The following is a 17,136-nucleotide window of genomic DNA, read 5'->3' as shown; positions in this document are numbered from 1 at the left end:
CCTCCCGTTCTACATGCCCTTGGGCAGATTCACTTTCTTGAGCAGCGCCGAATTCAGACCGGTGCCGCCGATGATGTTAAGCCCGGCGCCGCCGAGCGATAGTCCTGCGGCTGCGAGCGCCGTGGTGTCGGTAGCGATGACAGCCCTCCCGGGCGAAATGGCACTACCGGCGTTCACCGTGATGGCTGGTGCCGCTCCCTCGGGGGTGCTCACACGCTCTGCCGGCTGGACCGACAACCCGGCGCGTCCGGCCGACCCGACGAGCTCCCCGTCGAACTGCACAAGCGTCTGCGGGTTCACCAGCCAATCCTGCCGCGGGGTGAGCTCGAACCGCGCCCGGGGATCGATCTGCGTCTTCCACATTGGATCTTCGGGGCGTACAGGGATCGGCAGCTTCAGTTTGGGCACCAAGGGTTGGATGTCCAGTTTGTCCCACCAATGCGGGTGATCCCACTCGACCTCCGGCTGGGGTGTCCGAGTCACCCACTCTTGCCACTCTTCGATCGTCTTTTCCTTTAACAAGGGTTGGACGAAGAACGTGTTCGAGCGGTCGTCTTGGTAAAAGAAGGGCGACACGAGCGAGGCGATTTCCGGCGTGCCAAGGGAAATGGTGTTGGCGCAGGGCAGTATCGTGAAGTCGCCGCCCTCTTCTTGCAGGATGCTAGAGGTCGCATTTGTGATTATGGGTTCCTTTCCCACCTCGGTCACGATCCGCTGGTTGAAAGTCACCTTGAATGCGTCGCTGCCTTCATAGCGGTTGGCCTGGATCTTCTTCGCGTTGTACGGCATTGGCGGGGGCGTCGCCGCACCCGAGACCCCCTTTGGACGGCTGTTACGGCTCACCACACGGAATGCCTTATCGATCGTCCCGCCGAGGTGAATCATCACCCCACGTTCCTCGTTGCCTTCGAACTCCTTGGTAGCGTGGATGAATACCGTGGCGCTGTCGAAGTCCAGCGGGACTTTCTTTTCGAGTGATGCGCTGTAGCCGCCGGACTCGCGCACGCTCCACTCCCCTTGGAAATACTCGCTCCAATGGAGCTGCACCTTGACCAGCTTGCGCGTCATCGCTGAGCGAACTCCACCTGCAAGTTGGCCCAACGACAGTTCCGTGAGATTCTTGCCCGCAGGGTTCTCTTTGTTAGGTGCAACAGACAGCTTCATGACGTTTACATCCGAGTACATTGTCCCGGCCGGGTACTGGACATCCACCTTCGTGAAGTCCAATGCATCGTCAGAGAGTCCTGCGTCAGGATCCGGGTTGTCGATAAAAGTGACCCAGAACACGTTGAGGCGGTCGCGCCATACGACGGGCACGATGTGGTTCCCCTCGATCTCAACCGGCATCGGCTCCCAGGCTGTCCACATGCCGTGGGCGTAGCGGCGATAGAAGTAGCGATAGGGTTCGAGATACGTGCGCCCGATGACGTGCAACAAGTTCGACGCCGGATCGAGCTGGCTTTCCTCGCAGTACATGGCAACGATGTCGAGCCGCGCCAGTTCATCCAGCTTCTTGAGATAGGTGAAGAAGGCATCCTCGGCCACGTCATTGCTCACGTCGCTTTGCAGCAATTTGCCTTCCAGTTCCGTGAAGAGGTGCGTCTTGTCGTCGCGAAACTCCGGCTCCAGCACGTTCTCCGGGAACAGCCATAGCTTGCGGTTGCCAGCCCACACCGGATAGCGCTTCATCCACTGCCACTGCTTTGAATTAATGGCCGAGGCGGCGACAGCCGGTTCGAGGTTGAGCAGGCAGCGATGGATGAATATCTGCGCGGCACCGATTGCCGAGCGGATTCGCGACGTCTGGACGACGGGCTCAACGCCGGGATCGATGAGAAAAAACTCGAAGAGCTGCTCAATACGGTCGAAACCGTGTTGATGCATCACGTGGGCGACCAGGGCATCGCGCTGGCGCTGACGCAGTTTGTCGAAGATGGGCTGGGCAATGCGCAGCCATGTCTCCGGCTCAAAACGCGCCTTGATCGCTTCCTTGAGGTCTGAGGCGATGTCGGCACGCTGCGCCGGGCTAGCCTTCGGGCTGACGATCCGCGTCCATTCCAGCAGCAAGGCCACGGGTACACCGAAGCGCTCAACCACCTGCAAAGCCTTCCATAGCCGCTCCAGCGGTTGTTCGCTTGCGAAGGCAGGAGTTTGGGCCAGTGCCCTCGACGTCACTTTCACTGTCTCTTCGTCACGGCGTGTCAGTTGGGCGATCAGTGGGTAAACAGTCTTGTCGATGGCCTCGAAGACTTGGCTGAGGTCGTCCGTACCGTCGTTGCGCTTCTTCCGCCGCTGGTACGCCGCAGCGTTGGCTTCGAAGATCCCGACAAGGTCGTCAGTGTCGCCAGCGAGACCGCGTTTCAGCTGTCGGTATACGGCTACGCGAAGGAACCAGCCGAAGCGTGTGGCAGCTGCTGCCATCTCGTCATCTGTATCGTCCTTGGTCTGAACCGGCAGGTCGCTGAGCTTCGCATTCCCAAAGTCCTCGGCGTGAGTCAACACGTACCGGATTTCCCGCTCGTTCAACCCAAGGCTCTGCACCAACTGCAACGACTTGGCGAGGAGCAAGAGGGCGCACTCCGCCGCGTCCCACGCCGCTCCGTCGTAGATCTTCAGACGCGACAGCGGTCCGTTGGGTACGGTTTCACCCTGCATCAAAAGCCGAGCCTTCCCGCCGTTCAGTTTTCTGAGTTCAAACTCGAACCGGTAGGGCACGCCGGCTTTCAGTTCCAGAAACTCCGATAGCCCATTGCCGAAGGTGGCGTTGTCTGTGCCTGCTACGAGTTGGAGGAATACAGGCTCCGGCAGATGGTCGAAACGCAGTTCCGCCTCAGCGTGCTGCTTTTCGAGGTTGATAACGAAGCGATAGGCGCCCGACGTCACGACCTCCAGATAACCCTCGAAGTGCGCACTGTCGGTTGCGTTCAACGGATCGCCAAATTCAGCGCTCCTGTCTTCGGCGATGGCGGAAAATGTTGCCAGGAGCGCTTTGTCGTTTGCCTTGATCAAACGAACATCAGTGACCAGGCTTTCCACCAGCACTGGATCGGCGCCAGTTTCGGCCACGAGGTTCTGCACGACGAACTGCCGAATCAGGCGTTGTTGCAAGACGGGCAGGAAGGCACCCGCCACGACACCAACTTTCTCGATCTTGACCTGGAGCCCGCTGGCCCTGGAGACCCGGAAGGTATCCGTGTGGTCGGTAATCGTCCACAGCATTTCACTGGTTTTCTCGATCGTTGCCTGGTCCGAAAATTGAATCCCGCGCGCAGCAAATGCTCCTTTGATCTCGTCGGGAACCTGTGTTGGGTTGGCAACGCCTTCCAAAGCCGACCTGAGACTGGACCCTCCTGAAACCAACAAATCCACCGAGAATGGTTCGGCCCTTGATGCTCCTGTCTGTTGTTCAATATCGAGAACATCACGCGCCTTCAAGAGTGAGAATTCCTTTTCGCTATCGCGTATGTGCCAGAGGTTTTCTCCGGTTTGGACAATTTTCGCCTCGTCTGACAGGAGAACGTCGCGCTCGGCGAACTTGTTCTTGACCGGGTCGGGCACAGCTATCTCTGCGGAACCGACTCCATCCAACGTTTGTAACGTGCTCTCCGACCAATTGAAGGCGAACGGCGAGGCGGCGAACAGATAGTCGAAATAGACCTCATCCAGAATGCCACTTTCCGGCTGTGAATCGGTCTGCTTTTTCAGGTGCGTATTGAAGAAGTCGCACGCCTGTTGCTGCACATCCTCAAGTAACTCGGCAAATACGGCTTGCTGTGCCGCATTGAGCACGGGATTGATGGCGTTCTTCAGCGCGTTCTTCCGCCTATCGAGCAAGACACCTTGGAAGGTGATCCGTTGCCTTTGCCGTGTGGTGTCGTAGGTCACCTCATGGATACCCGGCTGGTCCGTCACGGTCTGCGGCAATTGATCTGCTGGAGCCAAGTCACGTACGGCACTGAACTCGACTGTGCCGTTGAGCATGGCCATGAAAGTCGCCACGACATCAGGAGGCAGGGTTACGCCCAGTTTTTGCTGCAGCACCTCATCGCTCAGCGCCGCCGGATCGTCCGGCACCGCATGCTCGGCGCGGATGGCGCGGATGCCTACGGCCAGTGACTTCAGCAGTGTCAGCGTGGCATCACGGTTGGCGCGGTACTTGCCCGATTTGTCGAAGCGGTGGCGCAGCAGATAGTCAAGGTCCTCGGCCTTCAGGCCACTGTCCTTCACGGCCGCAACAACCTCGACGAAGCGCAGGGTTTGTGTGAAGGGATAGTCGTCATCGATCTGGTCCAGTGGGCCGGAACGCAGTGGCTTAAATGGGTTGAGGCCGGAGAGATTCTTGAGTGTGATCAGATCGCCGACCGACAGCTGCAGCGCTTTGGCGAGCAGGCCGTATCGGTAGAGGATCGAGACGTTGGTAAGGTCGAGTGCGGCGTTGTCGAGAGAGGAGTCGGCATCCGCATCAACGAGAATGGCGCCGATCTCGTCGGCGGTGAGGCCCAACGCACCTTGCAGGCAGAGCAGGTGCCCTTTGATGAGCCGGAACTCGGCGGCTTTCGCCTGGACAGCTGCGAGAAGCTTCGACAAGACCTCGGAGGGTGCTAGGCCGTCAAGCCGTTCCTTTTCCCCATCGGTCAAGATGCCAACGTACCTGAGGTACTGGACCTCGCCCAGGTCGTCATAGCGCGAGTCGATCCGCTCCTCACCGGCAAAGGCGGCCGCGTTGATCTGGTCGGCTTCTTTGACACCCGGGAGGCGAACCTCGTAGCGAACCTGATCGGCGAGGTGCGCCAACTGCGCAGTCTCCAGGTAACGACCGAACGGGTCGTCGAAAACGGAGAGGCGACGTGGCTTCGGCTCGCCTGGAACGATGACTTCGACCTCGGCACTCTTGCGTGCGCCGTGCGTCAGGAACAGCTGGGCGTAAAGAGGCTGTTTGCCGGCGGTCGGGATATGTGACCACAGTGTCAGGAGCTTGAGGCGGCTCTGCTTTCCGACCTCGACGACCCGATCCAACGCCTGGAGGTGTGCCAGGTAAACCAACGCGGTCTGAAGCGGCTGTTTGTCCAGGTTGGCTTGATTGCCGTCAAACGGGGTGGACTGCGGCGTGAAAGTCGTCAACGCGCGGTCGGTCTCCTCGATGCTCCAAGCCAGCTTGCGCCACAGCCGCACATAGAGGTTGATGCGCAGCAGGGCAATGCCATCCACCTTGTTGCCATCGGCGTACTGTAGGCGCGTCAGGTCGAAGTCACTGCCGGCATCGGGAGCGGCCAGGACGAGAACCTTGCTGAAGGGGATGGCCAGGACGGCAGCTCGAAGCGCGTCCAGTGGCGTGTTGAACGTCGTCGCCAAATCGTGCAGTCGGTGCTCGAAGGCTGCCACCTCATTCACGATGTCCCAGCCCGTCAGCGGGCTACCGTCGAGCTTCTTGGTCAGCGCGTCGAAGCGCTGCTGATCGGCGGGCGCTAGGTCAGCACGTCGCTTGCCGACGATGTCTTGGTTCTGATCATTGATCGCCTTATGCTCAATGTAGAAGCGCGCATCCACAATCGTCACACCCAGCTTGTACAGGAGCGCCAGGTCGGCCAATCCCGGATTGACGAACGCCGTCTGAACAATATCGGTGAGTTCCTGGTAGGTCACATCCAGGCGGCGGGCCAGAGCCTTGGCTGAGTTGAGATCGATCCGCTGGCCGGTGTCGGAGTCGGTTGCCTCATCCAGTGCCTTCGCGGCCGTCTCGAAACCGTAGAGCCTGAACCACTCCGACAGCGGGTCAGGGTTGGTGAAGAAGGCGACCTCTGACGGCGACAGGCCCAGCGACTCGTAGAAGACCGCCGTTCGGTCGTAGATTGTGGTAGGCGCGAACAGTTCATCGACCGGCCGGAACGTCTCCAGCAGTTGCCACAACGGCACATCGAAGTAGGCACTGAAGGCACGTGCGGTTTCGATCCACCGGTCGAATGGCAGTGCCAACGGATATTCCGCAGTTTGTAGCGCGGCATACGCCTCGGTGATCACATGCTGCGGCTCAGCCAGTAACTCGGCCGTGGTTTCGTCGCCGGTGTCGCGGACCGCATCCGCATTGAGCCTGTTGTTGGCGACGTAGTACTCGAGGATCTCGTTGACCAGATCGATCTGCGGCAGTGCCGTGTTCGTGTTCTCGCAGGTCAGGGCGATGTGCGGCAGGTCGGGCCGGCGCTCAATTAAAACATCATACGGCGTCTGCTCCGTGTTCGGGTCTGGCTCGCCCGTGTGCACGGCACGCCAACGAGAGAAAAACGCATCGCGCTCGCCCGCGTTCTTGAACGGATAGGCCAGCGCTTGTCCATTCTCATCCTTGTGCTTGGTCTTCCAGTCTTTCAGCGTGTTCGCCCACAGCTTGGGGTCGCGGTCGAGGAACTGCAGCAGGTCGACCAAATAGGCTGCCGGGCTAAGCACGGAGCGACACTCTTCGCACTCACAATAGTCGAGCGAGCCGAACAGGCTCTCCATCGTCGGAAAGGTATTGAGCAGCCTTCCCTTCGCCTCCTTCCGTGCCTCCATTGACCCTGACATAGCATGCACCGGCGGCGTGCTGTCCAGCTCCTTTGCTAGACTGAAAATGCTGTAGGTGATGTTGCTCACCTGCTCGGCCTTGCGATACACCAGCACGGCCTGCTCCGGCGAAGGGAAGAGCTCGCCGAAGCGTTCAAGAAACACGTCGAGCGGATAGGCCAGCACCTCTTGCGCCGAGAGAAGTCCGGCGTTCAGTAGCGCTTTCATTGCGTCGTTGCCGGGCGTGATCTGGTAGACACGCTGGAGGGTATTGACCATCTCCCTAGTGGTATCGTGATCGGCGTCTGCGATCCCATCGAACACGTCAGAGTTGGCCTTGATGAATGGCTCGATGGACGTCTGCCCCAGCTTGAACCCTTTGGCAATGGCGTTCTTGAGGAAGGCACTGAGGTTGGCGTTGCCTCCCTCAATCTCCAGCTCACCAGAGTCGATCATGTTCCAGGTGACCTCTGTCGAGTAGCTGATCCGCACTCTGCGTGCCATGTCCTCCGCGTAGGTCTCCTTGGGATTCTGCGCACCGGCAAACGCCGCCGGAACAACGTCGATCAGGTCAAGCCACTTCTCCTTTTTGTAGAGACCCATCTTCACCAGCTGATCAGGACCTGCCTCGCCGAGGTCGCCCTGGAGCTTGTGGGTCAGATCGGGATTGTTCGTCGTGAGAAAGGCCAGCTTGCCCTGGCGTTGCAGCTTCGGCACGACGGCGCCCAGTCCGGATTTCTCGGCCGCTTCCCACAGCGATTTGGCATCGCCGCGGTGGTTCTGGTAGAGCTTTGCGAAGGTCTTCTGCTCGTTCTCCCCGAGGTCCAACTTGGCGAGCATCTGACCATAGGTCGCCTGCGAGCCGGGCGCTTGCACCGCCAGCCGGCTGTTGACGCTGAAAGTCTCGAAATCCTTCCGGATCTGTGGTAGAGCGGCCTCGTCAATTTGGACGATACCGGCCACGCGGGCCTTGTTGAGCGCCTGGTCGAAGGCCTCCATGCTCACTTGAGCTAGCTGCAGCTTGTCGCTGGGCAGGCCGGCTCGCAACAGGCCGTAAAGCGCCTCCTGCGGCAGTCCGGTTTCCTCCTGGGCGCTCAGCCGAGTCGCCAGCGTCGCAGTCGCAATTAGCCTCGCATCCCAACCGCTTTCCTCGTGCAACAACGTCAGGTCTGGCCGTTCGGCGGTTTCCCGCGCGCTCCTGAGCTGTACGAGGTCTCCGATATGCGGCTGCAAGTCACCTGCCAAACGTGTGAATTCCGCTGCCAGCGGCTTGGTGAACGCCGGAGCGACGAGATTCATGGCTTCGCGTTCGCCCGCGTTGCGGATGATCTTCGACAGCGCCACCTCATTGCCAGCCTCGTCCACCGCCCGGACCTCAAGGTTGGCCGCGTTGCCATCGGCGACGTAGGGCAAGCTGTAGACGCCGTGTTCGAGGGTTTTCGTCTCGGTCAGTCGCACAGCGGCTTCGGCGCCGCCGAAGCCCAGGCGATACAGACGGAGCGTCAGCCCCTGTGCCGGGGCGCCGTGATCGAAGGCGATCCGCCCTTCCACACGACGCGCATCCGGCATCGGCTGCGCCACCGGCACGACGAAGTCGATGACCTGGAGCAGCCCTTCACCACGCACGATCTCCGAGCTTTTCACCGTACGGCCGGCCATGTCCAAGGCGGCCACGCGAGCATAGACGCCGTCCACACCAGGCAAGGTTTCGTAGCGAATGGTGTAGTGGCCATCGGCGCCGACCGTGTCCTCTCCCAGTCGAATGTTGCCCTGATCGCCTTCATGGAACAGGACGACCCTGCCCTTGAACGGACTCTGGTCCTCCTGCATCACCCGGCCGGCGACGACGCGCTTCTGGATCGCCGGGGCGACGTCGATTGCGCCCAGCTGTTTGAGGACGTCGTTCAGCGTGGCCGCGGTGCGCTCGTCGACCTTGCCACTTACTTCGAGGCGATAAGTCTTCTGGAAGATGCCGACCAGATTGCGAGTCGCTTGGCCATAGGTCTGGGTGGATTGTTCGCGCTCCAAACCAGCGCCCTCGTCGTCCTGCTGGATCGCGCCGCGATCCAGCAGGAGTCTCAGCGCCACTTGGAGATCGGCCACCGCCGCGCCCCGCATGTCGGGTATCAGGGGCGAAATGATTTTGTTCATGTTGGTAGCCTCCTTGGCTCAACCTACGCTTGCTCGCGTTAAAAGACAGGCGCAATCAATAGCGGGGTTGTCCATCTAGTTCGCGTAACTGTCGATTATTCGAAACCGTGACATTGGCAACAAAGTTCGACCACTTTCTTAAACCCCAAGCTCCGACTTGGTAGGCCACGTCTCCGACGAGAACGATATCGCCGACGACGGGGACAGCCTCAGCCGCATCGACAACAGCCCTGCCATACTCTTTCGCCTTGATGTCTTGTTGGACAAAATAAATACCAGCCCCTATCCCAACGACCGGTGCAGCTTTCACGGCGACTTTTGCCGCGCCTTTGAGCAGGCCTTTCTCAGCAGCCTTCTCGGCGAGCTTCTCGCCGCCCTTCTCAAGTTCTTTCTCTCCAAGTTTCGTTTCCGTACTCGTAGTCGCCTTTGCCCCGGCTTCGCCGGCTCCACCTCCTGCGCCGGCAGGAGGGCTGGGCGGCGGTGCTCCGCCACTGCCACCTGTGCCACCGCTTCCTCCCGGAGGCTTCTTGCCCGCCTTCTTTGCCTCCTCTTCGGCAAACCGCTTGAACTTGTCTTCTGTAGTCTCTATCAATTCATTCCGGATCTCCGCCGCTGCTTCTTTCTCGCCCTGGGCTTCCAAACCTTTCGCATACCATTCCAGTCCATGCTCACGGAGTGCTTTTTCGGCTACAGCAAGCTTGGTTTTCACTGTTTCGATCGCTCTGGACACCAAAGTAACCTTCTCTGTCAACTTAGCGACATCACGCTCCGCGGCGCGCAGAAACTTCTGCTCCTCACTGAAATAGCTCAGCGCGCCCCCTTTGCCGGCCGCTTCAACGTCAGCGCGAATGTGCATCGCTGTGTCGCTCGCACGCTTAAGTTGTTGCTCAGCTCCACTCAGCCCCGCCTGAAGGTTCAGTCGTTCAGCATGGAGTCTGTCTACCTCTGCCAACACTTGTTCAGGAGTCTCTGGAGCAAGGCCAGAAGAATCGACGAACCGTGTTGGACGGCCCTCGGCGTAGGCAAACAGATTAATGCCACCGGTGAGTCTGCTGGGATCGCAGTTTGCCCACCGCCCGAGCCACTGTGCGTAATACCTCGCTTCGTGGTAGTACAACCCACTCTCCTCATCCCGTTCCTTCCCCGTATACCGATACCGCTTCGCGGTCTCCGTCTGGCTTCGCACGGCCAGATAGGTGGAGCTTCCGTAGGGCGCGTACTCCTCGTAGGAGATGATCTGAGCCTGCTCATCCAGCTCAAGGCTGCTTGATCCGAGGTGGTTGCCGAACTGGTAGCGCATCAGTCGCTGAGGAACATTCGCCTCAATGCCTGACGTGCGCATTTCCACCAGCGCGATGCGCTGCTTGTTGTCCATCACGTGCAACGTCTCGCGCTCCAGTTTCAGCGCGCGCGCATTGAATGGGCCTTGATAACTGCGATACACTTCAAATCCGCCGAGATAGATACGCTCGTCCTTGATCCCGCCATTGTTGGCCAACTCGGTCACCTTGCGTACGCGCTGCCCCGCAGCGTCATAGACGTACCAGGTACGCTCGCCGTGTCTCGCGACGCCGTCGGCGTCCCCGTCGTTGACCTTCTGCCGCTGAGTCATCTGCAATTGGTCGCGGTAGTCCCACTGCATCGTCTGCATTTGCGGCATGCGTAGCATGTTGCCTTGGAAGTCGTGGCGGTAGGGTTCCGGCGCGGCGTTGCCGACGGTGGTGCTGCTCAGCCGGTTACTCTGTTTTCCGGGCTCGATCAGGCTGGCGTCACCATAGGTGTAGGTGCGCGTCCAGCCCGCCAGGGCAGCATCGTGTCGCGCGTGCTGCATCTGCAGAAAGTTTCCGACCACGTCGTAGACGTAGCGCTCGGTGTAGCGGCCCATCGCGCCACGGTCGTTTGGCGCGAAGCGTCCAGGTGGATTGGCGCTGATGATACCGACGCGGCCGGCGTCATTGTAGTTGTGCGGGATGGGCGCGCCGGCCTGGCCGAGGTGTTCACGGCCCTGGACTTGGATCAGCCGGTAGATCGCGTCATAGACGTAGTCGTTACTCGGCTCGACGCGCTGGTTCTTGAAGTAAATAGCCTGCTGCGCGTCGTCGCGGATGTGGGTGATGTTGCCGGCGGGGTCGTAGGTGTAGTGCAGGTTCTGCACTTGCTTGCCTGGCCAGTTGGGGTCAGCGGCCAGCGGGTCGTCGCCGGGGAAGTCCGCTGCCTTGCGTTTGGTAAGCAATTGGGTGAGGCGGAAGGTGAGCGGGTCGTAGCTGTAGAAGGTGCTGGCACCGTTCTTGTAGTCGATGCGCAGGCGTTGGCCTTTGGGGTCGTAGTCGATATTAGCGATGCCGACCGACGATGGGCTTTCGTTCGTCGAATCCAGCAGCACGGCGGGTTCCGCCGCGCGTTCCAGCCACACATTCACCCGTTCCAGCAGGTTGGCTTCGCTGAATACCGGCTGGATGACATTGACCTTTCCGCGCCCCAGGCTGCTGCGCGGCGAAATGGATTGAATGGGGCGATTGAGCGCGTCGTAGCGGGTGCCGCCTTCGAAGGTCTCGGCATCGAGATTCGGTCTGGGATTCCGAGACCAGTCCGGGATGGCTTTGTAGTCGCTGACCAGTTGCCGCGTGCTGCGCAGCAGGTTGCCCTTGAAGTCGTAGGCCTCGAACGGGTTGCCGGCAGCGTCGAGCCTTGCGTTGGTGGCGACGCCTGCGGAATCGGAATGCCGATAGATGCGGGTGCGCAGGTTGAGGCGCTGTGCCTCGGCCTCCTGGGCTGGCGTGGCGCCCAAAGGTGGTTCGCCGTATTCGATCTTGTCCACCAGCAATCCGTCCTCGTTCGGCGGATTCAGCGTGTGCGGGTCGGAGTTCGGCTTCAGTGGATCAGGATCACTGAAGGTGCCACGCACGTGCTGCTTGATCGGGCGGCGCAGCGCGTCGTAGCTTGTCGTGTAGTTGTGGCCACGGCTGTCCCATGCGTTGATGGGCTTGCCAGCCACGTCGTTGAGCATCCAGCACGCGCCGGCTTCCATGCTGAGCTGATGGATGCGATTGCCAAGCATGTCGTAGGCGTACTGCATGACGATGCGCTGCTCCAGCGCCCCCAGGGGTAAGTTGTCTGCGTCGGGCAGCAAGCGCTCATCGAACACCTTGAGCTGGTTGCCTTCGATGTCCAGCTCGACTCGGGTGCGGAATTCCTCGTCGGGTTTGTTGTGGAGCAAGTGACCCTCGCAGATCACCCGGTTGCGAGCCACGGTCAGGAAGGGCCGACCCAGGGCGTCAAAATGGGCGGTAGTAGGTGTGTCGGCATAGCCGGCGGCGCGCTCAGCGGCCTTTGTTTCGTTAATGCGATCCTCGGCGGCCGGGTAGCGGTTTGCAAAGGCTGCGGCATGGGCAGGCAGGGTTCTCAGCTCGTGCCAAGTGGGCAGGTAGTCGGCATCCGGCAGGCGGCCGAAGTAGCCGGCGATGTCAGCATCGCGAAGCGGGTTGTCGGCACGCACCGGCAAGAGCACCGTGTCGTTGACGTCGAATGTCGTTTGCTGCCACGGATCGAAGACCACCTTCTCCCAGGTGTGGTTGGGATGCAGCGTGGCGACGACCCGCTCGGCCGGGTCATAGAACAGCACCGGGCTGACGCCGATGCGGACGTCGAACTCGAAGCGGTGGGTGCCGGTGAAGAAGGGCTCGTACTGGCGGACCGGCTTGCCCTTGTTGTTGAACACGGTCCAGCCGCTGCCGACCCAGCGCGGGTTGACGATGGGCGAAACGGTGTCGTTGACGTCGAGCGGACCGGGTTCGGCCTGGATCTTCTTCTGAACTTCGCGGCCGAAGCCGTCGGAGTAGCTGAAACTGATCTGCAGCTTGCTCTTGGCCCCCTGGTCCAGATCGCTGACGTGGGTTTCGCGCGCGATGGTGGCCGCGAATGGCGGCTCGCCCAAGCGTATGTAGCGCGTCAGGTCATAGACGACGCGCGTCGTAGCGTTGGCGAGCAAGTCGTACGCGGCCTGAGTTGCTACGCTGGCCTTCGGGTCGGGCGATGCTTCACGCGGCTTGTCGATAAAGGCATCCAGCACTGCCGGCAGCGGATCGGGCGAGAACAGGGCATCGAGCCGGTCGCCCTGGTGCGGATTGTCCGTAGGCTTGCCCATCACGGCGGTGCCGACCACCATGCCCATCGTGTCGAAGGCCAATTCGATCTGGTTGCGGTTCGGGTCGCTGACCAGACGCGGCTGCAGCACGCGGTAGTCGTTGGCGTCCACCGTGACGCGGTTGCCGAGCGCGTCGCGGGTTTCGACCATCAGCAGGTCTTGGGCGTCGAAGTCGACCACGGCGCTCTGACCGAAAGGATCGCAGTAACGGCGCGGCAGGAAGAAATGGCTGCGCGCTTCGGCCAGTTCAACAGAGGCTGCCACATCGTCCGGGTGACAGAACGACCGGCCCGAAGGGATCCACCAGTGGCCGTCGCCGTCCAGGTCGACGTAACCACCCTGGTTGCCGGTCTTGCCGCCGAGGATCGTTGCCCGGGCAGCCGGCGGCAGCAGTGGGTCATCGGGTTGCCCTTGGCTCGGGCGCTCGAACACCTGATCCAGCAGCCCGGGGGTGAAGGCGAGCTTGTAGCTTTCGCCGGGCAGGGCAAGCGGCTCAAGCGTCTTTAGTGTGAGCAGCGCACCGGCATCTTCCTTGCCGACCCCGCAGTCATCGGGCCGGTAGAGCGTGCGCAGGCGCTCAATTAGGCGTTTGCCGACCTGAGATGTATCTTCGTACTGAATCACTTGCAAATCGGTCAGCCGTTGGAAGCCTTCTTCCTCCCACTCATCGAAGGTGAAGCGGCCGAGATCTTCGGGCGGTGTGAAGCCGTAGACCTCATAGGTGATCGCCTCAGCCGGTAGAGGAGCACGATAGTCATCAGTGTGTTTCGCCAGTTCAGGGCCATCCGTCGCGCCGATCGGATCGGTGACAGTGTTTTCGGTGTAGCTGATCAGGGTCCTGGTCTGCCTTTCGCGGTCCCACTTGTCGATCAGCGGCGATTGGCGCCGCCCGTAACCTACGGCCAGTGACCGAAGCAGATTGCCAAAAGTGTCCACTTCCAGCGTCAGCGCGTGCTGCACGCGCGGATCGGCCGGGTTGCGCTCGTAGTGATAGTTGATTACCTCGCGTGCGTGGCTGAAGAAGACGGCATGGCGATTCGAGCCACGCGGCTGCACCTGGCGGATGGTGAAGTTCTGCTCGACGACGGTGTAGGGATGGCCATGGGGGTAGTCGGCGTCCGCATCGAGGCCGTCGAGCGCATAGACCTCCTGGCGCAGCATCATACCCTTGAGGGACCGTACCGCTTCACGCTCCTCTTCCGCGCTCAGCCCTATTGGAAGAATCGTGTCCCGCAGCAGGCGATTTTTTGCCTCGTCGTCGTTGTTAAGCCAAGCACGCTCGCGGTAATACTCACCTCGGGCTGAGTGATTCCGCAATCCGGCGAAGTAGTTGGAGACACGGTCAGCCCTGCAGTAAATCCCGGTGTGGAACCAGGTTTTGGTCAGCAACGGCGGCACATGCGAGGCACCGTCGATGTTGGCCGCCGGCGTCTCCCCATCTGCAAGGGCTGCGAACTGTTCCGTGTCCCACTGCTCCACCATGCCGAATCCACGGAACTCGCGCTCCTCGCCATCGAAGTAGCCATGGTGGTAGGCGTAGCGGGTGACGAAGCGGTTGCGGCTGATGTAGTCGAAGGTTTCGACACGCTCGACGACGTGCACCGGGAACGGTAACCGCGTGATCCAGGGCTTGCCGTCACGCTTGTCCTGCAGGTAGAACTTGGTCGAGGGGGCGTAGGCAACTTGGGTTTCGGCACCGAGGTTGTTGGTGGTCTTAATCAGCAGATGGGGCTTTTGTCCTCCCATCAGGTTGACGTAACGCATCGGCCGCTGTGAATCACCGGGCAAGGACGATGACCAGACCAGGCAGGCGGTGCCATTGCCGAGAAGGTCGATCGGAACGATGTTCGCTAGGTCATCGATGCGCGGGAATACCTTGAGCAGCTGCGGTTGGCTCCAGCCATTTCCAGCCTGGTTGAAATACAGGCGCACACCGTCGCGATGCAGGTAGATGATGTCTGTGGTGCCGCTGCCGTCGATATCGGCGAGGCGGATACGCTTGTGGTCGAACTGGTCCGGGTTGTGGAACCAGGGCGAGCCGTCCATCGTTACTTTGGCACCGAAGCGGCCATAGCCCAGGTTGGGCCAGTAGCAAACCTCGCCATTGCGGATGCGAACGATGTCGGTGAGGCCGTCGCCCGAAAAGTCGGCCAGGTAGATCGACTGCGTGCCGTCGGCGAAGACGATGCGCGGGCCTTTCTCCTCGTCTAGCGCCTGCGCCACGCGGCGTGCCGGGCCAAAACCTTCTTCGGCGAGCGAGGGATGCCATACGAAGGCATCGTGTTCTGTGATCAGCACATCAGCGTGGCCGTCGCCGTCCAGATCGATGAATTTGAGGTTGGGGTCGCGGAAATCGCGCTTCAAGCGCGAAGTGAAAGGGCGGAAGGGCTGCCAGCCTTCGACCTCGTCGTGTTCGTACAGGCCAGGGACGGGGCCTTCCATGACAACTACGTCGGGCTGCCCATCGCCGGCCAAGTCCATGAATTCGGCACCGGCGCTCAAGGTCACGTTGGGCTTGAGAGCGACCATTTCGAGCGGGGCGAAGTACGCTTTAACGGCCTCCCTACCGTCAGTCTGCTGCTGAGGAATTGGGCTCCAGTTGCGCTTGTAGAACCAGGCGCTGGCTTGCTCGGCTAGGATGCCGGGGATGCCTTCGCCATGCAGATCGGTCCAGCGGTAGGCACTGCCGTCCAGGCCGATGGGAAGGTTCTCCAAACTCGCGGGGTCAACCTCCTCGACGAGCTCCTGCACGATCGACTCGGTGTAGGTGAAATCCACCGGCGGCAGGCTGCGACGCGTGGTCGCCCCCCCTTCCTGCTTCCATCCCGTTTGCACCACCTGCTTCAAGTAACTGTAGACGGGCCGGGTGCTGAGGTTAGGGTCGATCTCGTCGTCGTAGATGAATTCGTTGCTGCGCACCACGCCTTGGTAGCCGGGTTGCGCCGCTCGGCCCTGGCCAGCCGGTTGATCGGGGATGTGGTGCAGCATCAACACCCGCTCACAGCGGCGGCAGGTGCGAACCTCGAAACCCGAGCGGTAGCTAGAGAATGCATCCGGGCGGTAGAGCCAGGGCTTCTCCGGTTCACCCGACGGGTTGCCCTCATCCAACTCTCCATAGTCGAAGCGCACCTCGAACAACCAATCGGCGTCGGTGTCCGACGGCGGATCAGGCAGATCGCTCAGGTAGCGTGGGCGCCGGCCCTGGGCATCCAGCAAGGGTTTGAGGTTTCCGTACAGCACCCGCTGCAGGTAGCGTTGCGCGGTGCGACGTGAATCGGAGGCAAGGCCCCGGTTTCGCTGGTGGACTTGATTGAACGGATCGTCTTGACCTGGCCGGGGGTGGTAGGTGCCGTCCTCCTTCTTGTAAAGGTAACGAATGCCGTTGCCCTTGTCATCGCGCGATTCGCAGATCAGCCATGAAAAGATGCGGCTGGCATCGAGCGGGTCGGTAATGCGCGAATTCGCGTCATAGCCATAGAGGGTTAGAATGTTGTCCTTGGAAATTGAGCGCCAATGGACATCGCCGGGCGAGCCGATCTTGCTCCAACGCTCGATGCGCGCGAAGAGCCCTTCGATACGCGGACGGTAGCGATTGATGACGAACCCTGGCGCGGTTGTGTCGTCACGGAAGCTTTTACCGTCAGCCTGAAGAACCGGCACCAGGTCTTCCGCGCCGGAAAGGATGAAGACATCCGAATCAACCGCATCGTCGAGATACTGCGGCAAACCTTTGTCGGTCTTGCGCGTGATCGACGGCAACGACAGGCTCCAGCCGAAGCCGAACGGGCCGTTGCCGGCGCCGGAGTCGTAGGACAGGGAGAGTTGAGGCCCGAAACCCGAACGCCCTGGACTTGTCGCAATGGGTACGCTCATGGAACCGGTGCCCGTGACCGGGTTGGCGGCGAACTTCTCGCCCATGCCGCGGATCGCCCCGCCGCCCTTGGGCAATGAGATAGAAGGTGTCGTCAATACGTGCTCATCTTTGTTCGGATTTGCTGTTTTATCCGATGCAACCATAAGAGTCATCCTCCTGTAACGGCGTATCCCACTCCTCAATATTCAGTGTAATGGTGAATTATTCCAATAAGCCCAAGCGACCATTTTTTTGTATAGCTTTCTTTTCCATTCGTCATCATCCGTCGGCATACCAGCCAGTTCGACCTGACGCAGTAGTATCCAAGTAACATGCCATCATATTATATTTTGACGAATTCGGGAGAATGCTTCATTTGCATTGCGGGGGCTGCTCCGCAGCGGGAAAACATAACGGTGCATGCATGTCATTCCCGGTTCCCATCGGGAAGGCG

At 60.6% G+C, this 17,136-nt stretch carries 2 protein-coding genes; both read right to left on the bottom strand.

All coding sequences use genetic code 11. The features are described from left to right. Window positions 1-9 precede the first annotated feature (9 nt). Window positions 10-8,685 (bottom strand): neuraminidase-like domain-containing protein, encoded by an 8,676-nt coding sequence (locus AC50YL_RS33250; protein ID WP_494837666.1) that lies wholly within the window; start codon window positions 8,683-8,685, stop codon window positions 10-12. A 55-nt stretch (window positions 8,686-8,740) separates the two neighbouring features. Further along, window positions 8,741-16,846 carry a SpvB/TcaC N-terminal domain-containing protein gene (locus tag AC50YL_RS33245; RefSeq protein ID WP_494837665.1) on the bottom strand — a complete coding sequence of 2,702 codons (8,106 nt, stop codon included), beginning with the start codon at window positions 16,844-16,846 and terminating at the stop codon, window positions 8,741-8,743. Window positions 16,847-17,136 lie beyond the last annotated feature (290 nt).

This window comes from Paenibacillus sp. J22P277, assembly GCF_059383675.1.
This window is presented reverse-complemented; position numbering and strand designations above follow the sequence as displayed.

Excerpts from the sequence above, each read along its gene's own strand:
- AC50YL_RS33250 (WP_494837666.1), bottom strand. The coding sequence starts at position 8,685 with ATGAACAAAATCATTTCGCCCCTGATACCCGACATGCGGGGCGCGGCG.
- AC50YL_RS33245 (WP_494837665.1), bottom strand. The coding sequence starts at position 16,846 with ATGGTTGCATCGGATAAAACAGCAAATCCGAACAAAGATGAGCACGTA.